The 23,031-nt window shown below is 38.6% G+C and carries 18 protein-coding genes, 1 other RNA gene and 1 pseudogene; 2 read left to right on the top strand and 18 right to left on the bottom strand.

Annotation, left to right across the window (positions count from 1 at the left end; all coding sequences use genetic code 11):
* From J7I90_RS02715 to nirB (J7I90_RS02750), 8 genes are all read right to left on the bottom strand, one after another.
* Positions 1-324, bottom strand: coding sequence for an ArsR/SmtB family transcription factor (locus J7I90_RS02715; protein WP_214768281.1), 324 nt, complete (start codon positions 322-324; stop codon positions 1-3).
* Positions 325-1,051: 727 nt separating this feature from the next.
* Positions 1,052-1,513 carry a hypothetical protein gene (locus J7I90_RS02720; RefSeq protein WP_214768282.1) on the bottom strand — a complete coding sequence of 154 codons (462 nt, stop codon included), beginning with the start codon at positions 1,511-1,513 and terminating at the stop codon, positions 1,052-1,054.
* Positions 1,514-1,782: 269 nt separating this feature from the next.
* Positions 1,783-2,103, bottom strand: coding sequence for a hypothetical protein (locus J7I90_RS02725; RefSeq protein ID WP_214768283.1), 321 nt, complete (start codon positions 2,101-2,103; stop codon positions 1,783-1,785).
* 344 nt (positions 2,104-2,447) lie between these two features.
* Entirely contained in the window at positions 2,448-2,873 is a 426-nt protein-coding gene (locus tag J7I90_RS02730; protein ID WP_095678434.1) for an OsmC family protein, read from the bottom strand.
* Positions 2,874-3,139: 266 nt separating this feature from the next.
* Entirely contained in the window at positions 3,140-3,316 is a 177-nt protein-coding gene (locus J7I90_RS02735) for a hypothetical protein (RefSeq protein ID WP_214768284.1), read from the bottom strand.
* Between the two features lie 66 nt (positions 3,317-3,382).
* Complete coding sequence (locus tag J7I90_RS02740; RefSeq protein WP_214768285.1) at positions 3,383-4,999, bottom strand: family 14 glycosylhydrolase; 1,617 nt, start codon at positions 4,997-4,999, stop codon at positions 3,383-3,385.
* 211 nt (positions 5,000-5,210) lie between these two features.
* The gene (nirD, locus tag J7I90_RS02745; protein WP_214768286.1) at positions 5,211-5,528 is read right to left on the bottom strand and encodes a nitrite reductase small subunit NirD; all 318 of its coding nucleotides are present in this window, start codon (positions 5,526-5,528) and stop codon (positions 5,211-5,213) included.
* A 17-nt stretch (positions 5,529-5,545) separates the two neighbouring features.
* Complete coding sequence (gene nirB / locus J7I90_RS02750) at positions 5,546-7,960, bottom strand: nitrite reductase large subunit NirB (RefSeq protein WP_214768287.1); 2,415 nt, start codon at positions 7,958-7,960, stop codon at positions 5,546-5,548.
* A gap of 204 nt (positions 7,961-8,164) precedes the next feature.
* On the opposite strand from nirB (J7I90_RS02750), the gene J7I90_RS02755 reads away from it, so the two are divergent.
* Positions 8,165-8,491, top strand: a complete 327-nt coding sequence (locus J7I90_RS02755) for a MerR family transcriptional regulator (protein ID WP_214768409.1) — start codon at positions 8,165-8,167, stop codon at positions 8,489-8,491.
* 235 nt (positions 8,492-8,726) lie between these two features.
* Here the strand turns inward: J7I90_RS02755 and J7I90_RS02760 are convergent.
* The 5 genes and pseudogenes from J7I90_RS02760 to J7I90_RS02780 all read right to left on the bottom strand — a co-directional run.
* Positions 8,727-8,928 (bottom strand): annotated as a pseudogene (locus tag J7I90_RS02760) (transposase); the annotation flags it as partial.
* 348 nt (positions 8,929-9,276) lie between these two features.
* Positions 9,277-10,044 carry a uroporphyrinogen-III C-methyltransferase gene (gene cobA, locus J7I90_RS02765; protein ID WP_214768288.1) on the bottom strand — a complete coding sequence of 256 codons (768 nt, stop codon included), beginning with the start codon at positions 10,042-10,044 and terminating at the stop codon, positions 9,277-9,279.
* Positions 10,045-10,146: 102 nt separating this feature from the next.
* The gene (gene nasC, locus J7I90_RS02770; RefSeq protein ID WP_214768289.1) at positions 10,147-12,297 is read right to left on the bottom strand and encodes an assimilatory nitrate reductase catalytic subunit NasC; all 2,151 of its coding nucleotides are present in this window, start codon (positions 12,295-12,297) and stop codon (positions 10,147-10,149) included.
* Between the two features lie 88 nt (positions 12,298-12,385).
* Entirely contained in the window at positions 12,386-14,707 is a 2,322-nt protein-coding gene (nirB, locus tag J7I90_RS02775) for a nitrite reductase large subunit NirB (RefSeq protein ID WP_214768290.1), read from the bottom strand.
* 54 nt (positions 14,708-14,761) lie between these two features.
* A complete protein-coding gene (locus tag J7I90_RS02780) occupies positions 14,762-15,967 on the bottom strand; it encodes a nitrate/nitrite transporter (protein WP_214768291.1) in 1,206 nt (401 codons plus the stop codon).
* A gap of 762 nt (positions 15,968-16,729) precedes the next feature.
* On the opposite strand from J7I90_RS02780, the gene J7I90_RS02785 reads away from it, so the two are divergent.
* Positions 16,730-17,272: a ribonuclease H-like YkuK family protein gene (locus tag J7I90_RS02785; protein ID WP_214768292.1), complete on the top strand. Its 543-nt coding sequence runs from the start codon at positions 16,730-16,732 to the stop codon at positions 17,270-17,272.
* 170 nt (positions 17,273-17,442) lie between these two features.
* Here the strand turns inward: J7I90_RS02785 and ssrS are convergent.
* The 5 genes from ssrS to J7I90_RS02810 form a co-directional block, all read right to left on the bottom strand.
* Positions 17,443-17,630, bottom strand: a non-coding RNA gene (gene ssrS, locus J7I90_RS02790) — 6S RNA.
* Positions 17,631-17,742: 112 nt separating this feature from the next.
* Entirely contained in the window at positions 17,743-19,224 is a 1,482-nt protein-coding gene (locus J7I90_RS02795) for a UDP-N-acetylmuramoyl-L-alanyl-D-glutamate--2,6-diaminopimelate ligase (RefSeq protein WP_214768293.1), read from the bottom strand.
* Positions 19,225-19,435: 211 nt separating this feature from the next.
* Entirely contained in the window at positions 19,436-20,689 is a 1,254-nt protein-coding gene (locus J7I90_RS02800; protein ID WP_214768294.1) for an MFS transporter, read from the bottom strand.
* A 459-nt stretch (positions 20,690-21,148) separates the two neighbouring features.
* Complete coding sequence (locus J7I90_RS02805) at positions 21,149-22,030, bottom strand: mechanosensitive ion channel family protein (RefSeq protein WP_214768295.1); 882 nt, start codon at positions 22,028-22,030, stop codon at positions 21,149-21,151.
* 22 nt (positions 22,031-22,052) lie between these two features.
* Complete coding sequence (locus tag J7I90_RS02810; protein WP_251025053.1) at positions 22,053-22,598, bottom strand: sporulation protein; 546 nt, start codon at positions 22,596-22,598, stop codon at positions 22,053-22,055.
* Between the last annotated feature and the right edge of the window lie 433 nt (positions 22,599-23,031).

Genomic DNA, 23,031 nt, shown 5'->3' on the forward strand with positions numbered 1-23,031 from the left:
TTATTCCTCCTCTAATATTTGATTTAAAAGTGATATTCTTTCACTCCAGAATCTTCTGTAAAACGATACCCAATCCTCAATTTCTCTCAACGGACCTGCATTCAGTCGATAACGGGTTTCCCTGCCAACTTTTCTGCTGATTACTAGACCTACCTCTTTAAGGATTGCCAAATGCTTTGAAACCGCAGTACGGCCCATTTCAAAATGTACGGTCAACTCATTTAGTGGCAATTCCTCCACGTCCGCCAACAAACGTAGCAATTTACGTCTTGTTGGGTCAGCGATGGCTACATAAATATCACGTTCTTGATTTTTCTCGTTCAAAATCACCCACCCTTTAATTGGACACCAATTGGTGTCTTTTATTATATGACACTGATTGGTGTCCTGTCAATTTTATTATTGACACACTTTATTTGTTTTATTCTAATATCATCAAGTATATTATTAAATCCTTTTACAACTAAACTGGCCCCGTTAGTTAAAGTGATTCTTATATGCTCGTGTTTCAGCAAAGGAGTATTTTGGAATTATATCTTCATTGATAAGCAAAGTGGAAAAGGGTTTTATTGGTTTCCATATCAGTGATGCACTTAATCATTCTTGAAGGCGTTTATTATTCCTTGATTCACTAGACGGATTGGGCAGGGATTATGATGATTCATTCGGAGAATGGAAGTATATTACTTGAGATCTGAACTCAGATATTATGTATGGTATTAAAAAAAGAGACACTTTTGATTGTTGAAGAGGTATGGGTGTTACTGGGGATTTTTTTATGACTTCATTCAAGTATATGAAAAAGGAAATAAACTATCAGATATTATAAATCCTCAACTTAGGGATGAGATCATTTTAACACCTCTTATCGACTAAGACTAAAAGGTATCTATCTGGGTTTTCAAACAAAGTTGATTGGAACGCGTGTACCAGACTCCCTCGGAAAAAACGTCGAAAGGAGAATCCAGGCGCAAGAGTGCCAAGGGCGGACTTCCTTCGGAAAGCGAATGCCATACGTTCCAATCAGTTTAAAAACTCTCAATATATTATATTATTTTTCTATTTCAAGGCTTTTTATCATTTGCCGTAACGCTCCAAGATGATAAGCTGAGTGGGCAATGGTCGCATTTACATTTGTCAGCCATTTTCCTAAATCGATTGTTTCGATTTCTGCGAAAAGAGATACATATTCTTTATGTAATTCCTCTCTGATTTCAGCCCATTTCACCTCATCAACAGTAGTAATGGTCCAGCTTTCTTCCCAATCTTTTTCAAAGTTCGTGCCATTGATCATCGATTGGACCACCCATAAATAATACCGGGTGTGGTCTGCGTGTGCCGCAATTGTCGATCCGTTTATGGAACGTGAAGCATCTATTGCAGTTAAACCATCAAGTGTACCAAAAACCCCGGTATTCGGTTTTGATTCAGTATAATAGCTTCCTTCATTTCCCGGTCCTTCAAACGTTTCCTTCAAAAGCGTTTTTATTGAACTTGCCAACGTCTCGCTCATCTCAATTCCCCCCAAATGTTTAGTCGACTTCGTTACTCTATAATATACTAAGACAAACCAATAAACATTTATATTTTGTTAAATTAATCCAAAAATATCGCGAGTTTAAAGAGTTATTCGCTTAACTTTCATAAGATAAGGGTTTCAATTACTCTCGATTACAGTTAACATGTAATATTGACGACTCTCTTAACGTGATGAAAAAAAATACCTTAAAAAGGCCATTCCACAGGAACGGCCTTAATTATTTTTGAAAATTTGATTCAGTTTTAGTAGCTTTTCAAACGCTCTTCCAGGGACACAATTCTAAACTTTAACTCTTGATTCGGATCCAAGCCCACTATTACGATTTGATTATCTTCCGTAATGGTGACATATCTGAAGGTTTCTTCTCCATGAATCTTGATTTTAGTCTCCGATGCCGTTTCCATTTTTGCAAAAACTTGATCTGTGTATGTAAGCGGGAGAAGATCATCTAAACCTTCTTCGGGGCTGCCGAGCCACTTAAACATGAAATCTTTCAATGAATATTGTTCAATCATCGATAAATGATTTTTAAAAATTAATTTGTCAATTGTTATCTCTTTCAACTTAACCACTCCTCAATAGTATCTAAAGTTTATATGGATAAACTCCTAACATCAAGGGCATTCCAATGACAAACCATTACATTTTGATTACTTGCTTACTGAATTATCCCTTTCCTTCCGTAAAATGGAGCTCATTAACCTTGAAAACCAATTTTAGATTGATATTTTCGAAAGAATCCCCTTGGATTAACATGAGGGGGATTATTTTCTGTGGTTTGCACGTTTTGGAATAGATGATTATTCATGAAATGAGTATGTTCATTTCAGTAAAAACAGCCCCATTTTCAAAAATGGGGCTGTTTTTATTATACGGCTAATAAAACAATAGTCCTTTAAATTACATATTATATGTCTTGTTTTCCTTTAACACCATTTATTGAATAGCTGATTTTAATGTTGGCATTCAATGAGTGATACACTGAACAGTACGTATTTTTGGATAATTGAATCGCACGGACGACTTTATCTTCAGGTAGATCTCCCTCTAATAAATAATGGATATGAAAATCGGTAAAACGTTTAGGATGATTTTCTGACCGTACCCCCTCTATTTCTATTTGAAAGGCCTTTGTTTCAAATCGCATTTTCTTTAAAATCATGACAATATCAATTCCTGTACAGCCGGCAAGAGAGTGTAAAAGTAATTCTGTGGGTCTTGCTCCACTATTTTTACCTCCTGCTTCTTCGGCGGCATCCATCTTTATTTCATGTCCCGACGGAGTTGTGCCAGAAAAGGCCAGTTCCCCTGTCCAAGTAATCATTGTCTTCATATATTTCAATTCCTCCCTTTCGTGTTGTTTTATTCTATAAATATCCCTTGTTACTTTTTAATGTAAATTAATATCATTTAAGTATTAAAAAATATTGCCTCAATGGGGTCAGTACAAATATACAGTGCAGTTGGATTGGATTTTTTATACTCTAACTTGTGATGATTTTCCATACCTTATATTCTTCCCACAAATCCTGCTTAGTTAGTCATATTGTAAAATTTGAACGTTGATTACCTCTTCATGCTTTAAAACCGAAAAATATTCTAGATGATTTCAGAAATCCGCTCCCTTTCCGCCAACTGTTTGCCAAGCCGTATCAAAGCGAAGCGGCTTGGCAGACAGTTACTCGGCAGGATCGTCGAAAATTTCTTTAATCTATTCAGGAATTCATGTATACAAAGCAGTAAAAAAAACAGAAGGATATTAAGTTTACCAATCATGGTTGTGAGATCATTCCGAACCACCTTTTGTCGTCTGAATTTTAAATCATAGCCCTATAAACCCATCTACCATGAAGTTTTATAGTTTCCTTTTCCATTCAAAGGAGTTTTATAACTATTATTTTCCCCATCTTGCCAAGTAATAGCGCCATTTTCATCCTTCAGGACGAACTTGAATTCATAGAATCGATCTGCAGCTAAACGAAATGTTCCACTCCAGGTGCCATCTGTGTTTTGAGTGAGTTTATATTCGTAATCTTCAGGATTCCATCGACCGATTTCCCCTCTGTCCCCAATTAAGTAAACTCCCTGTGTGGCAGGTACATTTTCAACTGTGAATGTAACGGGAATCGACTTGCCTTCCAATTTATCAGCCATCATCCTGAACTCATTTGTTGGATTTCCTTCATCGTCGAATAAATAAGACATCCTAAGCAATGTAAATCCCTCAAAACCATGGTTAAAAACCATTTCTGCTACATTGTCAAAGCCCCATTCATTATTGATCAGAGGGAGTGCATTTTCTCCGTTTAAAGAAATTCCTTTTTCATTAGCTAAAGAGGCAATATGAGTCACCAAAGTCTTAGGAGCGCTATAGGACGGTGCAGTATGTGCGTCTTGATCTCCCATTTCCAGACAGGTGAATGTGAGGGCCATATTCGATTTCTTAAATTGATTCAACAATTGGGAGTAGTTATGGTACCCAGCACTATACTCTGCTGAATGCGGCATTACTGGATCATTCATTTTCCAATGGACTCCTGAAATTTTAGCTCCAATTGGCACGCCAAAGACTTTATCAAAATGTTTATGGGCAAACTTCGAGATTTTTGCAAGATGCTTTTCGAGTGCTCCTTGATACCACTGCATAAAATCGTATCCAAATCTAGTGTCGATTGCTCCGCCCTTGGTGAAAAATTCATCCCCATTTCCTGGCGGCTGAATCTCATTCCAGTTTTTATACGTTTTGCCCCAAGCGGCATTTAATTTTTTTATCGTGGAATATTTTTCTCGCATGGCAAGCCTGAAATCCCGTTTTGCTCCTTCTGTATAAACTTGAAGCTGTCCCCTCTCAGGATAATCCCAGCCATCGGCATTCTGGTAGGAGGGATATCTTAATTCCCCTGCCGGTCCTGCACTTAGATATATCTTTGCTATTAAACCCTTTTTATCAGCAAAGTTCTCTGCAAAGGATTTGTACAATTCATTGTACTGATCGGCTGTGCCTTCCCACCAAGGAGCAAGTACTTCCTTATTCCAGAAACCACTTTCACTCTTGAAAGCCATGTTTTCGGCTGTGTCTTTATTCCAGAGCCAACTTGGTATGGGATAGTTGCAATCATCCCCCACATTACCGCCGCATTGGTGCGTAGACAAAATGGGCACCCATTTTAAACCGGAGGCTTTCACGGTTTCCGCATATTTTTTATAATAGGACCAATCAAACTGATTATCTTTTTTACTCTCGACCAATCCCCACCAGATATCTGTCGTAATTGCATATACTCCATTTTCCTTCAACTGGGTCAGCTCTGCATTAAATGCCTCCCAATCTGTTATTTCACCCAATGGGGCCATCACATAAAGCTTGTAATCTGGTTGTACTTCTGCTATTACAGGTGTATTTGATAAAGGAACAAAATATAGCATAAAGGTAAAAACGCCAACAGATAATTTGTTCATGAAACGCCAACCTTTCCCCTATAACTTTATTTGTTTAAATTTCGGTTCATCATGGAAACCGTTTACAATCTTTTTATTTTTTAGTCATTCCTTTACTAACTAGAATTATATTTGTTGTGGAAATATTTATCAATTATTTCATCGGAGGAATTTAGTTCAAAAATCGACAAAGAAAAAATGGATAGTCTAAGAGACTATCCAGGGCAGCTGGTTATAAAACTATATAAACATTACCATCTTCTATTTCGACATGGTATGTCTTTACACAACCATTATCAGGTTTTTGGACTTCTCCATTCTTGACACTGATTTTCCAGTCATGCATCGGGCAAAATACGTGATCACCACTCACAATGCCTTCCACCAGAACACCACCTTTGTGTGGGCAACGATTTTCAATAGCCCGGAATTCCCCATTTGCTAAATGAAAAAGAGCAATTTCATGAGATCCTATCGTTACTGTTTTCCCCAGGTTTTTTGGCATTGCATTTACGGTTGAGACCTTTATCTTTTGAAGTGTTTTCCCCATTTAGGCTGCCCCCATATTCATTTATTTGATATAGCCGGAATTTTCACTTTTTGAAATAAACCGGTTTGGATCGCATTGCTCTCAATGATTTCTTTCCACGGTTCTTGCAATACGGATAAGGCCTCATCCAAGCGTTGGTTAAGCTCCATCCTTTTTTGCTTATCACCAATAATCTCCTTAATGGTATCGAAACCAACACGATCAACCCAGACCGACGTTCTTTCTAAATAATTGGCAGTCTCTCGATAATGTTGGATGTACGCACCCGTAATTTCAATTACCTCATCACTTGTTTTCACTTTGCATAATAATTCAGCAGCTCGTAAATGAGTACCGCCATTGCCGCCAATATAAATTTCCCATGCACCGTCAACACCGACAACACCAAGATCTTTGATACCGGATTCAGCACAATTACGAGGACATGCCGACACAGCCATCTTAACCTTATGCGGTGTGCCTACACGTTCGAATTTCTTCTCCATGGCAATGCCCAGACCGATTGAATCTTGGGTGCCAAAACGGCAAAAGTTTTCACCGACACATGTTTTCACAGTTCGAAGCGTTTTTCCATACGCATATCCAGAAGGCATATCCAAGTCGGCCCATACGCTTGGAAGGTCTTCTTTTTCAACGCCGAACAAATCTATTCTTTGACCGCCTGTTACCTTAAGTAACTTAACATTATACTTATCGGCAACATTTGCTATTTTCCGTAATTGATCGGGATTTGTGACGCCGCCATACATTCTTGGCACAACGGAAAATGTACCATCCTTTTGAATATTTGCATGTAGCCTTTCATTGACATAGCGGGATTCTTTTTCATCTTCATAGTCAACAGGATGGATCATGCCTAAGTAATAGTTCAGTGCCGGTTTACATTTAGAGCATCCATCACTTGTATTCCAGCCGAGAACATTCATGACTTCACGAGTATGTGTCAGGTTTTTTTCGCGTATTTCGGCAACAACCTCATCTCTTGATAAAGTGGTGCACGTACATATGGATTCCTTCTGGTTTGACTTACTGAAATCAGCGCCTAATGTCAGCTCGAGAATATCACCGACTAACGGCTTACAACCACCGCATGATCTCGAAGCACTTGTGCAGCCTTTTACTTCCTCAATGCTTGTTAAACCGTTAGATTCGATAGCCGTCACAATATCACCCTTCGTTACACCATTACAACCACAGATGATTTCTTCATTTGACATCGAAGTGACAAGGCTGACACTTGGTTCACTTGTTCCTACATTTAAATACTCCGAAACGTCGGCATTTTTATTGATCATGCTCAATAGGGCATTGCTTTCCTTTGTATCCCCGAATAATACCGCACCAGAAATTTTCCCATTTCGAATCATTACTTTTTTGTAAGTACCATTCCATTCATTAAATTCCTTGATTGATTTGGCTTGTTCATCCTCGAAAATTTCTCCAGCCGAAAATACATCAACACCAGATATTTTTAACTTAGTAGAAAGCACGGACCCCTCATAAGCTTTGCTTTCCAGTCCGCAAATCCTTTTGGCTAATACTTTACCCTGTTCATAAAGGGGAGCGACCAAACCATACACCATCTCACGGTGTTCCGCACATTCACCAACCGCAAAAATATTCGGGATCCTCGTCTCCATATAATCATTCACGATAATTCCCCGATTGACAGGGATGCCGGAATTTTGGGCCATTAAAACATTTGGCTTAATCCCAACTGCCATGACCACTAAGTCGGCGCAGATTTCCTCGCCATCACTAAAGCGTAATCCTTTGACATCAATTTCACCTAAAACCTCCTGAGTCTGTTTCCCGAGATAAAAATTCATTCCCTGGCTTTCCAGTTCCCTTTGCAGCATTTTTCCTGCTGCTGGATCTAACTGCCTATCCATCAAATATTCCGAAAGGTGAATAACATCTACCTGCATACCTAGATTCAAAAGCCCCCTTGCTGCTTCAAGACCCAGCAATCCTCCACCAATGACAGCAGCCTTTTTATTATTTTTCGAATATTCAATCATTTTTTCGCAGTCTTCCATATTTCTAAAGGCCGTCACTCCTTTTTTATCAGCCCCCTTTATCGGCAGAATGAATGGGATTGATCCGGTAGCTAAAATTAATCGATCATAAGCGACTTCGCGATTAGCATCTGAATATATGATTTGCTTAGTGGTGTCGATGTTCGTGACTGTTTCACCTGAAAAAAGTGTAATATTGTTCTCTTTGTACCAGTTCCAATCATTTATTGTAATATCATCTATCGTCGTAGCCCCTTGCAATACATTCGATAGTTGGATTCGATCATAATTTGGATGCGGCTCACTTCCGAAGACAGTCACATCAAACCTCTCCGGTTGAATTTTCAAAATTTCTTCTATACATCTTACTCCAGCCATACCATTCCCAATGAGTGCCAATTTCTGCTTAGACATGTTTTGTCCTCCAATAAGATTTTTTTGAAAGGATGATATGATTGATTATAGGTGACGTCACTTTTTATCGCCACTAATGTGTTATAAAATCTTACATAGTTTTTAAAAATTAATAATTAATGTTAGTTTTTATTACAAATATTCAGAAAATTAGGATATAATATCCTTATTGATTCAGCATAAATCCAAAATGAGGTGATTTTCATCGTCCAGCATAAAGAATCTTATATAGATAGAAAGGTAATTTCCATAGGTGTGGTCAGAGAATTAACCGGACTATCCGATAGACAAATCCGGTATTATGAAGAAAGAAAACTCGTTTTCCCCGAAAGGTCTAAGGGTGGTAACCGTAAATACTCTTTTTCCGACGTCAAAGCATTAGTGGAAATCGCCGATAAAATAGAGGATGGAGTGCAAACCCATGAAATTAGACAGGAAAAATTAAAAGAGAAAAGAAAAATTGAACAGGAAAAAATGCGAAAAAAAATGCTGCAGGGCCAATTAAATGCACACTTTGGCCTGCGTAATTGATTTTTCTAAGCAACCGTTATAATTAACCGATTCAATAAGTACTTTAACTGTCCATAGCCCCTTGTCTTTTTAAAATAACAGTTAACATTATTAAACTGGACATGATGACTTTCATGTCCAGTCAGTTTGCATACAAAAGGGGTTCGGAATTAAAAAATTCCGAACCCCTTTTAAAATTCCCTTGGAATTTTGACCAAAGGGTTAAGAGATTTGGTCTCATCGAGCCACTATGTTAAGCCATTTTTGTTTCAACTTCATAATTGTTTTACGCATTAATCGAATTCCGAAGGTATATTAAATGAAGTCAGTTTAACTACTATAACCGAGTCAATATTTGAGCATCCTACCTCTGAATACATATCTTTCACCAAATCATAAATGAAAGAAAAGTCAATGGCAGCCTCCATTTTACGAACCAAATGGTTCGCTGGCACCAGTTGATCTCATTAAATAGAATCATGTTAAGAAAGGATCCTGATCACTTCAAGTTTTATTAATGCTATTTTAAAACAATGAAGACTTTAGGCAAAAGGATACTATCTAAAAGTTAAAACAAGTTGATTGGAACGGAAGGTACGAGACTCCTGCCGGAAAAGCGAGTCCAGGGGAGACCCCGCAGGCGCAAAGGCGCCGAGGAGGCTCCCGGATCGCCCGCGGAAAGCGAGTGCCTGAAGTGGAAATCAACGTCCAAATTTGTACAAGCAAATAAAATGAAGACATAATGACTTTCATGTCCAGTTTTCATGTTCATTACAGTAAATGTTTTCTAGGTAATCATTCCTTTTCTATGCGAACTCCTTAACTTTTGTTTTCTCGGAAAACCATGATAATTTCTCGGATAAATTCACCACTTCTCCTATTACGATCATGGCGGGATTGGCAACCTGCTCTCTTGTAACGGCCACTATTGAATCGATTGTTCCTGTAATAGTTCGTTGTAAACCTGTCGTTCCTTGTTCGATGACTGCAATGGCAGTTTCGGGCTTCATTCCACAGGAGCGTAATTGTTTACAGATATATGGAAGGTTTTTCATACCCATATAAATAACAATGGTATCAACACCATGTGTCAAATGATGCCAGTTGATGTTATCAGGTTTGCCGGTCACGCAGTGTCCTGTGACGATTGCGAAGGAACTCCCCCATTCCCTGTGAGTCAGGGGAATTCCAGCATAAGCTGGCGCAGCGATTCCAGATGCGATTCCAGGGACTATTTCAAATTGAATTCCGTGCTTTGCTAGCACTTCTGCTTCCTCACCGCCACGACCAAAAATGAATGGATCTCCCCCTTTTAGACGAACAATCGTTTTTCTCTCCATTGTTTTACTTATTAATAATTGATGAATGCCCTCCTGAGGGACACAATGTATACCAGGCGCTTTACCGCAATAAATGTATTCAGCTTCTGGTTTACCGTATGAAAGCAATTCACGATTTACCAATCGATCATACAAGATGACATCCGCTTCCGCGATGCATTTGATTGCCTTGACAGTAATTAAGTCCGGATCACCAGGTCCGGCACCAACTATATAGACCTTACCTTTTTCCATCCTTTATCCCCTTTTGTTGTTTAGTCATGAAATGTGATTAGGCTCAACTTTTCGATTATGAATGAACCAAAAAAATATGGTGAAGGGGAAGAGAACCTCCCCTTAATGAGACGTTAACTCTAAGATAGGATGTACTTTTACAGCACTGACTTTAAAGCCGGGCATTTTGCATGTCGGGTCTAAATCCTGTGAAACAAGACGATTGACATTTTGGGAGTCTGCCCAATGAAAAGGGACGAATATAGTATCATGGCGAATGGTTGCGGACCATTTGCTCCTTACAACAATACTTCCGCGCCTTGATTCAATTTTCACCAAAGTATTGTCTGAAATATGATATTTCTTGGCTGTTTCCGGATGGATTTCCATATATGATTCAAAATTTCTTGCGGCTAATGATGAACTTTTTCTCGTTTGTACTCCTGTTAAATAATGTGACATGATTCTTCCTGTTGTTAAATAAAGCGGAAATTCCGGACATGGCTGTTCTTTTGGAACAAGAGGCACGTTATTAACCACTACCATGGCCGCCTTTCCGTCCGGGTGGGCAAAAGACGATTCGAATAACCTTTTTGTCCCTTTATGGTCAATGGATGGGCATGGCCACAATATGCCTCCTTCTTTTCTTAAGCGATCATACGTTATACCATAATAATCAGCGGTCCCCCCGCGGCTTGCGACTCTCAATTCATCGAAAATCTCTCTCGCAGATTGAAAGGGAAAATGCTCCCCTTTCCCAAGAGCTTTAGCTATATCACAAATGATTTGCCAATCATGCTTCACTTCCCCAGTTGATGAAAAACTTGCTTCCCGCAACGTTACCCGCCCTTCTAAATTCGTCATTGTTCCCTCATCCTCTAAATAAGACGATGTAGGTAAAATCAAATCAGCCAATCTAGCAGTTTCAGAAACGAACATGTCTACTGCGACAAGAAACTTTAATTTTTTCAAAGCCTTTTTGACAAAGTTAGCATTTGGATTGGAAACAATGGGATTGGAACACATTAAAAACATGCCGGTAATTTCCCCTTCATTTATCTTCTCTATCATCTCGTATGCCGAGACACCTTTACGTGGCAATTCAGTCTCATCAATTCCCCATATTCTTGCAATATGTAATCTATGTTCCTCATTTTCAATCATGCGATACCCTGGCAGCTGGTCTGCCTTTTGGCCATGTTCTCTTGCTCCCTGCCCATTTCCCTGTCCAGTGATAGCTCCATAACCAGAATTCACTTTTCCAATTTTTCCTGTAATAATAAGAATATTAAGAAAATTTCGAACGGCGGCCGAACCATCTGTTTGCTGCTCAACTCCCCTTGCTGTAAAAATCATTCCTGATTCTTCTTTCCCGAACATGGCAGCCGCTTTTTGGATTTGGTCACTTGGAACCCCTGTCATTTCTGCAATTTCCTCCAACTTTAAAGATGTAACATACTCTTCAACTTCTTTATAGCCATTTGCACGTTCCCGGATAAACGCTTCATCAATAAGATCCTCTTCAATGATCACTTTTAATAATCCGTTTGCCAAGGCGGCATCCATACCTGGTTTTACTTTTAGATGTAAGTCGGCCATTTTCGTTGTTGCTGTTTCCCGGGGATCTACAGCAATGATATATGCCCCATTTTGTTTTGCTTGCTCAAAGTACGGCATGATTGTCGGCTGGCATTCTGCAATATTAGTACCAGCCAAGATTATGCACTTTGTGAACGGAACCTCTGATAAGCTGTTGGTCAGGCCCCTGTCCATACCAAATGTTTGGCTTGCTGCCGAAGCAGCTGCAGACATGCACAAACGGCCATTATAATCTATATACTTTGTTTTTAAAGCCACTCTTGCAAATTTCCCAAGTAAATAGGCTTCTTCATTTAAAATGGATGCACTCCCATAAACAGATAATGCATTTACACCATCTTCTGCTTGTATTTTAGTGAAATTTTCCTTTATGTGGCTTAATGCTTCCTCCCATGATATTCGAATAAATTCCCCATTTTTTTTCAATAATGGATATTTAATTCGATCTTTATGCAAAGCATGTTGGTGTGCATTCATTCCTTTAATGCATAAGCGCCCCTCTGAGGTTGGATTATCTTTTCCAATCGTCATATACTTTTTTCTTGTCACTATTGTTTGTTCCAGCATCTGCATCTTACATTGCATGCTGCAAAATGGACATTGTGTATCATATCGTTTTTCTGATTGGACCTCTTGTTGCTTCGTGCGGAAATACTTTAATAATAATTCGGTCAAGGCTCCTCACCCTTTACTCATTAATTTCTTCTGGTACAAACATTTATCCGTATATCTAAAGGTATTTTCACTTAGTTCATTCTCTGATCTACGCCATTTCCAATCGTTGAGATAGTTGCTGACTAAGTTCATTATCAAACAAAACTTCTCTAACATGAATTAAACCCACTCGTTCAATCCATTGCCAAGTCCGTTCTAAGTAATTGGCTGTTTCACGATAATATTGAATAAAGCCGATGATGATTTCAATTGCTTCATCATTTGTCCCTGCCACACATAACAGTTCACCGGCACGAACATTACGCCCACTGCTTCCGCCCACATATATCTCCCAGCCTCTGTCAACGCCCATTACACCTATATCTTTCGTTGTTGATCCTGCACCGTTATGCATACAAGCGGATATGCCCATCTTTATCCGGTATGGTGTTGATACATGCTCCAATCTTTTTTCCAAATCGACAGCAAGTGAAAGGGATTGCTGTTTTTCACAAGAGCAAACATTCTCGCCGATACATGTTTTGACGTTTTGAACGGTGTTACCATATTTCGAACTTAACGGCATGTCTAAATCAGCCCACACACCTGGGAGATCTTCTTTTTTCACCCCCATTAAATGAATCCTTTGTTCACTTGTAACCGCAACCTGAGATATATCATATTTATCTGCAACATTAGCAATTTTTCGCAAGTCTATTGCATTCGTAATCCCTCCGTACATTTGCGGGATAACAGAGTATCGGTTATCACTTTGAACTGTTGCATTCTTTTTTTCGTTTATGAAAAGAGTTTGCTGTCTGATCTCGTACTCTGGATGAATCATCCCTAAATAATAGCTCAATGCAGGCCTGCAAGTTGAACAACCCTTTGTATCTTCCCATCCAAGAACATCCATCGCTTCTTGGACAGTCGATACGTCTTGGAGCTGCATTTTATACACGACTTCATCCTCCGTTAATGTGGTACATGAGCAAAATGCAGTTTGTTTCTTATCCTGAGTGGAAAGATTACTTTGAATATAGGTCAAAAGCTCGGTCACTGCCGGCTTACATCCGCCGCAAGAACCGGAAGCCTTTGTGCATTGTTTAACTTGTTCCACTGTCGTCAATCCCTTATTTTGAACCGCTTCAATGATTCCTCCCTTTGAAACAGCATTACAATGGCAAATGATTTCATGATTTGCCATCGAAGCGATTAATCCCGCAGCCGTACTTGGTGATTGGAATAGTGCACTCTTTTCCTCTGACGATACTTCTTGCCGCTTTAAAATCATATCGAGTAATCGTGAGCTGTTGGTTGTATCTCCATACAGAACAGCACCTATGATTTTTCTTCCTTGAAAAACCACCTTTTTATAAACACTCTCCAGTTCATCAAAAGTTGTGATGGATTTCATTGTTTCATCACCAAGGAAATCTCCAACAGAAAATAACTCAACTCCTGATATTTTCAACTGGGTCGAAAGGACCGAGCCTTGGTATCCGCTGCATTTCATCTTGCAAATATGCTTTGCCAGCACTTCACCTTGTTCATATAAAGGCTTAACCAGTCCATAAACAATCCCTTGATGTTCGGCACATTCACCAACCGCATAAATATCTGGGATGCTCGTTTCTAAATAATCGTTTACAATAATCGCACGATTTGTATCAATTCCGCTTTCTTTGGCCAACTGAATATTCGGTCTCACTCCCGCAGCCATAACGACCAAATCTGCATCCAGCTCCGTTCCATCTTTAAAACGGACGCGCTCTACACGCTCGTTACCGATTAACTCCTGTGTTTCCTTTTTTAAAAGAAAGTTCATTCCCTGGTTTTCCAATTCCTTTTGCAGTAAAAGTGATGCCGTTGAATCGAGCTGCCTTTCCATTAAATAGTCAGCGATATGAACGACATGCACTTCCATACCAAGGTTTAACAACCCTCTCGCCGCTTCCAAACCTAACAAACCGCCTCCGATGACGACTGCTTTTTTATGTTTGCGTGAAGTTTCAATCATCTTTTGGCAATCTTCAATCGTCCGAAATGCAATGACGCCTTCTTTATCTGCACCTGTGACAGGAAGAATGAACGGGACAGAACCTGTGGCGATTATCAGTTTATCGTAGTAAACTTCCCGTTCTTTGTCTGTTTTTATCTTCCTGGTCTCTTTATCGATTTTTACTACCGTTTCACCTGTGAACAATTGGATATTATTCTCCGTATACCAGTTTCGATCATTTATCGTAATATCTTTAAATGAGGTGTTGCCTTGAAGTACAGACGACAATAAAATTCGGTTATAGTTAACGTGAGGTTCACTTCCGAAAATAGTAATCTCAAATGCAGTCGGATCCTTACTTATGATGGATTCAACACAATGTAATCCCGCCATTCCGTTCCCTACTAAGACCAGTTTTTGTTTATACATTTTATCCCCCCAAAAAACAAGTACTGTAAAAAGCCAAACTAAGTAAACAAAGTTCTAGATCTTAACTGAATTTTTTCCGACTACCCACGTTTTTCTCCATGAAAGCTGAGCTAGGCCCAGGATAAGCAAAGCCACGATTCCAACTGCGGAAAATACTAAAAATCCTGTAGCATATGTGCCAGTAATCTGTTTCAACGTACCTAGTATGTTTGGAACCAAGAATCCGCCAACACCTCCGGCAGCTCCTACAATCCCTGTGATAAAACCTATTTCTTTAGAAAATCGCTGTGGAACTAACTGAAAGACAGCTCCGTTGCCCATACCGAGAAATAGCATTCCGATGAACAGGAGGATCGTAACGGCAGTAAGAGAGTAAAGAAAACTAATCCCAAACATACATATAGTGAGTCCAATAAATAAAAACATAAGCAGTTTAACTCCACCTATTTTATCGGCAATAAATCCTCCGACGGGACGAAAGAAACTCCCGGCTATGACACATAATGTAACAAATTCCCCCGCCCTTATTCGTGTTAACCCATACTCATCAACAAAAAAGATGCTTAAAAAGCTAGTAAACCCGACAAAGCCCCCAAAAGTCACACTGTAAAGAATACAGAAATACCAAGTGTCCGTTATTTTAAATACGTTGAAATATTCCTTTAGTGGTTTTGCTGGCGGTTGAGATGGCGCGTCTTTTGCTATTAAAATATAAATGATAAACACGATGGTTAAAGGAATCAAAGCTAATCCCATAACATTATGCCAGCCAAGAGAATCTGCAATACGAGGTCCGAACAATGTCGCAAAAAGAGTTCCGCTGTTACCGGCACCTGCAATCCCCATCGCAAGACCCTGCAAATGCGGGGGATACCAACGACTAGCCATAGGAAGTGCTGCTGCAAAACTTGCTCCTGCCACTCCCAGCAAAATTCCTATTAAATAAAGCTCTGCTAAACTTTCACCGAATAACCATCCCCAAAAAAGTGGAATCATCGTAACAAGCATCCCGCCGATTGCGGTTTTCCGCGGGCCGATGCGGTCAGTCAAAAAACCAAGGACGATTCGAAAAAATGATCCTCCCAAAATCGGAATGGCCACAATCAAGCCTTTTTCAGCTGGGGAAAGTCCGAAATCCTTTGTAATATAGACACCGAGCGCCCCTAATAATACCCAAATCATAAAACTGATATCAAAATAAAGGAATGAAGCTAATAATGACGGAGCATGACCGCTTTTTTTCAATTCAGATATTTTCATTTTTCATCTCTCCAATACTTTATTAATTGAATATTCGTTTATTTTACTCTTATAAAAGTAAGATTTCTTTGTTTATGTAAGAAAACATCACACGCTTTTTTTGTAAGTTTTTAAATGTGAATACTTTAAAGTAGGTATTGGTCAAAATTTAATAAATTCATTTCCTTTTTCCTATATAAATCGCATGTTATTGTAGTTTACTTAGGTATGTAAAATTACAAGCTTGTTTTAACTTTTCAGTTATGGCCGGAATTGAAATATTCTCCATACAAAAATAGAGAAGCCTAATGCTTAAGCTTCTCTTCCAGTTTGTAGATAAACCGCTAATGAAGTTTGTTTACATTTTTATATTTGTCCGTTAATTCCATTCCAGGCACCCGCTCCCAAACAACGTTGTTTAACATTAAGATAGAATTCCTTTTGCCTACAGTCTTTTTTGTTTAGACTGTTTTCGCATACTTTGTTGCTATTTACTAAGTAGTGAGGTGTGGTTGATNNCTCGCACTTCCGCTCCAATCACCCTTAAATAGTTTCATTTTAAAAACAACAATCTTTACGAAAAGAGCCTTTGTTTAAAATAGAAGAAATAAAACTTGAGGTGATATCCATTCAGCGAGATCAACTCAAAATGATGCTGCCTCTTCTTTAGAGGCGGGTTCTTCCCACGGCACGAAACAAGGACCTCTTTCATATGATGTGTTATGAACGGCATGAGATATTTAATAATCTGATTTTATCCGGGGAAAGGTTGGGTGCAATAATATGAAGCAATATCCATTTCAGAACATTCCGTTTCAAAATCTTCAGAAAAAAGATATGTCATTTGAAGAGGTATTCGTTCATATTGTTGAGTTTATGGAATTAAACCCTTCCGGTAACTATCAATTAATGGTCGGGACAGATTCGCAAGTACATAAAAAACATACGGTTTTCATTACAGGCATCGTAATACGGCAGGTCGGAATTGGTGTATGGGGTTGTATAAGAAAAGTGATGATCCCAAGAAGGATGCTGCATTTACATGAACGTATTTCTCAAGAGTTGTCGTTAACAGAGGAAATCGTATCACTGTTTACGGAGGAAAGAAAAAATCAGTTAATCGATATTGTCCTGCCTGCTGTATATCAAGGGGCGACGTTCACAATGGAAGGTCACATTGATATCGGGATTGGGAAGCGAAACAAAACCAGTGAGTTTGTAAAAGAAATGGTAGCAAGGATGGAATCCATGGGGGTGGAACCAAAAATCAAACCGGATGCTTTCGTCGCTTCAAGTTATGCCAACCGTTATACAAAACAAGAGTGAATGTTTACAAATTAGCCAATGGTATCCACACTGGATTTTTTAAAGCTGATTGTACAATATGTTTTGAAAATTTTTCAGACGGCAAAGCGGTACATACATTTTTTTCGGTACGCTATTTTAAATAAAGCAAAAAACCGGCCTCAGACCGAGACCGGCTTCAACATTTTAAGATATAAGCCGCCATTGCCGTATTCAGTAAGAAAGTTTTTAAACCACCACTCCTCAAAGTGGGTGTTTGCAGAAAGAATCCTGTTGTCCAAGTCAGTGACGAGGCATAACATTCCTTTTTCAATATAAAACTCCCTATTACAGCTTAAAGGTTAAAACTTTATTATCATTACGAACAGTGCAGCTTGTATTGTTATATTACATGAATTACTCACATGTTACAATGTTAATAATCACCATTTTAAAATCGCCAATGGCTGTGGAATGGAAGGAAGCTGGATTAGTTCTTCGTTATAAATCAACTATTGATCAAAATAACCGATAAAATTCCCTTGGTCCTTATTTTGCAGATATAAAACCGTTTCTTTGTCAGAAATTGTTGGCAGTCCGAATTTCTGATCATACCTCTCAATTCCTTTACCTGTAATGATAATCCAATCCCCTTCCTTTCCTGCTTGTAACGCCTCCTGGATAGCAAAGGTACGATCAGGAATAACCTTCCCATTTCCAGCTGAGTAATCGCTAAGAAGTTTATTTAGTGTGGATTCCATCCCTTCCATTCGGTCCGAATTCAGATCATCCATTGTCAAAATCAAAACATCACTATGTTCCGATGATACTTTAACCATTTCAGCCCTTTTGGTTGTATCTCGTCCACCCCGGAAACCAAAGATATGATAAATCTTTTTGGCCCCACACTCTATGGCCGTTTGAAGCATGTAATGAATGGCATCTGCAGTATGTGCATAATCGATGACTATAGTCGGCCCAGAAGCTTTCTTATATATTTCAAACCTTCCAGGTACACCGGAAAATCGTTTCAGTGAAGTGAGAATTTCCTGTTTTGAAAATGGAAACATCTTCGCTACTGAATAGGCAGCTGTTGCGTTATATAAATTATGAAGTCCAGGTAAAGGTAACTCAATTTTCACAAAGTCATGATTCTCATTCAATAAAATAAAGGGGTTTGTTGCGGTATTATAATTGGTGATGACTAAATCGCAGCGATTGGATTTTCCAAAAACAAAGGCACTGACATTCTTCTCCCATAAGTATTCTTGCAGTTTCCCCCCCCAGAAATCATCTCCATTAATAACCGCAAGACCACTAGGTTTCAATTTTTCAAAAAGCAGTAATTTTGCCAGGAAATAATCCTCCATCGTACCATGGAAGTCAAGATGGTCATGATACAAATTCGTGAAGACACAGAAATCAAATTCAATTCCTTCTAAACGGTACTGAGCTAATCCATGTGAAGATACTTCCATTATGACAACCATGTCCCTACTTTCCGCCAGCAAGGAATTCAATTCCATGGTACCTGGAGTCGTATTATGGGAATCGACTTTGTTTCCATTGATAATATGCTGTATCGTACCAATGACTGAACAGGTTACTCCATTCTCTTCTAATATTTGCTGAAGCATATAGCTAGTTGTAGTTTTTCCATTTGTGCCCGTAATTCCTATCATTATTTTTTGATTGCTGGGATCTCCATAAAACCTTTTGGCGATTTGCCCTAATGCTTTACGGCTGTTCTCCACTCTTAAATAAGGAACTTCCAAACCCTTAATATCGCGATTGCCAATCACAGCGGATGCCCCTAAGCTAATTGCATCATTGATGTAATTATGGCCATCGGACTTATATCCGGTTACGGCAACAAAAAGGAATCCTTTTTTTATTTCTTTAGAGTTATCAGTTACACCTGTTATGGATATATGTTCAACGTCCTTCGGCAAATTCCCGTTTATCACTTCTTTCATTATGTCTTTAAGGATCATTAACTTATCTCCTTTGTAAGCTTTTCACTGATTTTTGCATAAGTACCAATAAGCCCATTTTTAGTATTAACCAGTACTCCCAAAATAATTGTCAATCCATAATTTGTCAGTTAAAATGACAGTAAGAAGAAAAAAGAAAGAAAAGCAGCCAAAATTGGCTGCTTTTCTTATGGTTGTAGCTATATTTAGGTGTTGGAACACCACAAGATGCTTACGATTGAACTTCAAGGGGTTTCGTTTCGGCCTTCTGATTGTACAATGGCAAAATGAAAAACATTCCTAGAATAAAAAAGAAAGCTGCGGTTTCAAATATGGCGACGAGTGAAAATTGCTCTTTCAGCACGCCTGCCGCACTCATGGTCAACACCATCGATCCAGTGAATAATGGGCTCAAGATTCCATTGACCCTTCCGATGAATTCTCCCTCGGTCCTCTGCAATATCAATGTATTGATCCCGATTTGGATACAAGGAAGCATTAGCCCGTTAAAGAACTCGGCTGTAAGTGTAATCCAAAGATTTGTTGAAAGCCCCATTACCGCCAATCCTATGGCATTCACAAGCATTCCGAAAGCTAATAATCTTTGAGGTGCCACCTTTTTGGCAAAAATCATTACACCGGCTCCGCCTAAAATCATACCAAACCCATTCACCATAAATAACCATTGTAGATTTTCCTTAGGCAGTTCCAGTTGTTCTGTAACAAGGAATATCGAGAGCGGCTGAATGAAACCCAGTCCGAGCCCAGCAGCCAGAAAACATAAACCAAGCAAACTCAGTTCTTTTTTTCGCAATACGTAGCTCACACCGCTTTTCATTTCCTGCCATAATGTTGTTTTTGTTGTCCCCTCATTCAGTTTGCAATCTTTTGGAAGAAAGGCGAGTGCGCCAGCTGAAAGTAGAAACGCCAGGCCAGTAATCGCAATCGAGGTGTTTATCCCGAAAGATTGGAAGGCAAATGTACCGAGAATCGGACCTAAAACCATGAATACTGCGAAAACGGTCTGATAAACTGACATCCCTGTCTGAATTTGACTTTCTGGCAAATGCATCTTAAATAGCTTCATGCCCGATGGCTGAGAAAATTGAGAAAGTATCGCCGAAATTAAAGTTGCGAAGAAAACCATTTTCCAACTTCCGAAGATTAGCGAGATCAGCACAGCAAATACGGATATTGAACTTAAAATATCACACCAAACCATCGTTTTTTTCGGACTCCAGCGGTCAGCAAACGTTCCTCCAATAAACGAAAAAATAAAAATGGGTGCGAATTCTGCTACTGATATCATGGAAATGGCAAAGGCATCTCCATTTGTCTTCTCCATGACGAATAACAAAACGGCAAAATTCCGTACCCAGATCCCTATTTGTAAAAACAACCCTGAGAAGATAATAGCCTGGAATACTCGATTTTTAAAAATGTTAGGTTCCTTATTATTTAATGTTCCAGATGTGTCATTCGCCAATATAAAAACCCCCTGTGAAATATCTGGACAGGAGGCAGTACAATACAAATTAACAAGGCAAAATATCCTTAATCGAAGGACACAATGATCTTTGTTTGTATTTTAATGTACAGACTAATCCTATCCAGAAAAAAATTCGTTTTAAGCACGCATTTTTTCTTAAAAAATAGGATTAAATGATCATTGTTTAAAGGTCACCCTTCCATTTTATGTTATTTTCATAATAATTTATTTAATCTGATAAATCAAGCGGAAAATTAATAAAATAAACCTATTTTTGGGGATGGGTTTGTTCTATTTTTTAATATAAAAAAGGACTTCCTTTAAAAGAAAGCCCTTACTATCCTTAAGCTCCTAAGGGCTGCCGCCGTCGAATATGGCTTCTGCCCTTTGGTACCTTATCCATCATTTTTTCATGACCTTTTCCCGGATTATCCCAAGCAAATGTTTTTCTTCTTTTCAGTTCTCCAATAAACGTTCTTGATTAGGATTGCCCTGTACAAGCAAATGGGAAGATGGCATTAGAATTTGATGCTCATATAAAGCAGTCATCATTTCAAACCTCACGCTTCTCGATGTTTCAAAGTAATCATCAGGTTTCACAAGTCCCACTATGCATAGTTCATATCCAACATATTTTAGATTCGGATTTAAATCCGTAATGCCTATGTATCTAAAATCCTCTTCAGGTGTACCATCTTCTAGCCTTAGGAGGCTTTCACCATACTTATCATTACAGATATTACATATATCCTCCAACAGCCGTTTTACCTTTTCAGGATTTTCCTGGTAACTTACTGTAATGCGTTCAATGATTCGCATTCTCCCTTTATTAAAATTTTGAATCGTCCTGATTTCACTATGTGGGATGGTCAGCAATTTCCCTGACCATTCCCTGATCTGCATGAACCGGATGCCGATTTCCTCAATCGTCCCGGAACTTGTCCCGTTGAATGTCACGAAATTCCCGACTCGGAATTCATTATCCGAAAGCCTTACAAATCCCAATAAGATATCCTTAAGCATTTGCTGAGCGGCAAATCCGATCACGACCCCTAAAATACCAGCTCCGGCTAAAATTCCTTTTAGGTCTATAAACTGTCCAATCAAATATATAAGGAAAAGCCCGGATATACCATACCTAAGAGAAGAACGAGTAACCCCCTGTATTGTTTTTTCGACTTCTTCGTCGAAAAAATTGGATCTTTTAAAGAACCATTCAACCAGTTTATTCAAAATATAATAAACCGCCAACAACAGTATAGCCAATATGAAAAGCCTCAATAATAAAAATTCTTCCCAGTAATCCACAGCAAGCTCAGAAAATTTCAAGATATTCATGTTTTCACCACCATTTTCACGTTTATTCAGAATCGATTAAAATCCAGTCATCATCCTTTCCGATTATCCCTTTATCAAGGATAAGTCTCGTTTTAAGGCGATAGGATACCCCTCGCTTATAAGGCTCCTTCAATATAGGCAGACAAAAGTTGAAAGGAATTTCGTTGCTTTCCCCTGAATTTATCTCCCTTGTAGACAATATGGTGCTCGTTTTAAGGATCTCTTCCATTCCCGTAGAATGAGTATCCATGATCAAATCACATTCAATCCTTCTTATTCTTTGCGCAAGGGTACCACCCTTAATCAAAAAATATCCATTTATGCATTCACCGGATTTATACGTATTTTTAGGAAGGATTAAATCTATTTGTGCAGAACCTATTCCTAAAAGTAGCAAAGATTTTCTTAGTATCAAAGAATACACTCCATTTATATTTATTTGTTTTTCTATTAAAACCCACATGTTTATACATTTCCTTAATGGGACTACAAAAAAACCTTTACCATTTTGGTAAAGGTTTACTAAAAGAAAATAGACCTTTACCAATAGGTAAGGTCTGGCTAACAACAATATGCTGCCAACAACACCGAGAGCAAAGAGCTCCGTAATGACGACATTGTTGTAAAAGCTACTCCCCTTTGGAGAATGTATTCAAGTATATAATTTATAATACGGTAGAATTAGAAAGTTTGTCAAACCTTTATATTTTATTTTTTTTCGGGCTCTGCCCGGGTATTTCGATTTCTTTGAACATATCTTGTCATTCATGAAATATAATGAATGAACTTGTCCACTGAAAGAATCAACTGCCATGTTTTAAATAGGCCAGTTCGTGGAATAGGAAGTATGTAACAGCTCCTTCTATTTACAAATCGGTAAACACGCCTTTCAAAAAGAATAAAGTGAACAAACTATGAATATTTGATAAAACCTAAAATAATATTTAAAAATTAACAAGATTTCTCTTTTACTTATGCCAAACTTGTTGTAATATAAATGT

The sequence above is a fragment of the Bacillus sp. ISL-57 genome, from assembly GCF_018613135.1.
Lineage (GTDB): Bacteria > Bacillota > Bacilli > Bacillales > DSM-1321 > Peribacillus > Peribacillus frigoritolerans.

Bases quoted from the DNA above. Each gene is read 5' to 3' on its own strand.
- J7I90_RS02805 (WP_214768295.1), bottom strand. From the start codon at position 22,030: ATGAATATCTTGAAATTTTCTGAGCTTGCTGTGGATTACTGGGAAGAA.
- nirB (WP_214768287.1), bottom strand. From the start codon at position 7,960: ATGTCTAAGCAGAAATTGGCACTCATTGGGAATGGTATGGCTGGAGTA.
- J7I90_RS02795 (WP_214768293.1), bottom strand. From the start codon at position 19,224: ATGATCCTTAAAGACATAATGAAAGAAGTGATAAACGGGAATTTGCCG.
- J7I90_RS02720 (WP_214768282.1), bottom strand. From the start codon at position 1,513: ATGAGCGAGACGTTGGCAAGTTCAATAAAAACGCTTTTGAAGGAAACG.
- nirD (WP_214768286.1), bottom strand. From the start codon at position 5,528: ATGGGGAAAACACTTCAAAAGATAAAGGTCTCAACCGTAAATGCAATG.
- cobA (WP_214768288.1), bottom strand. From the start codon at position 10,044: ATGGAAAAAGGTAAGGTCTATATAGTTGGTGCCGGACCTGGTGATCCG.
- nirB (WP_214768290.1), bottom strand. From the start codon at position 14,707: ATGTATAAACAAAAACTGGTCTTAGTAGGGAACGGAATGGCGGGATTA.
- J7I90_RS02735 (WP_214768284.1), bottom strand. From the start codon at position 3,316: ATGATTGGTAAACTTAATATCCTTCTGTTTTTTTTACTGCTTTGTATA.
- J7I90_RS02730 (WP_095678434.1), bottom strand. From the start codon at position 2,873: ATGAAGACAATGATTACTTGGACAGGGGAACTGGCCTTTTCTGGCACA.
- J7I90_RS02780 (WP_214768291.1), bottom strand. From the start codon at position 15,967: ATGAAAATATCTGAATTGAAAAAAAGCGGTCATGCTCCGTCATTATTA.
- J7I90_RS02785 (WP_214768292.1), top strand. From the start codon at position 16,730: ATGAAGCAATATCCATTTCAGAACATTCCGTTTCAAAATCTTCAGAAA.
- J7I90_RS02740 (WP_214768285.1), bottom strand. From the start codon at position 4,999: ATGAACAAATTATCTGTTGGCGTTTTTACCTTTATGCTATATTTTGTT.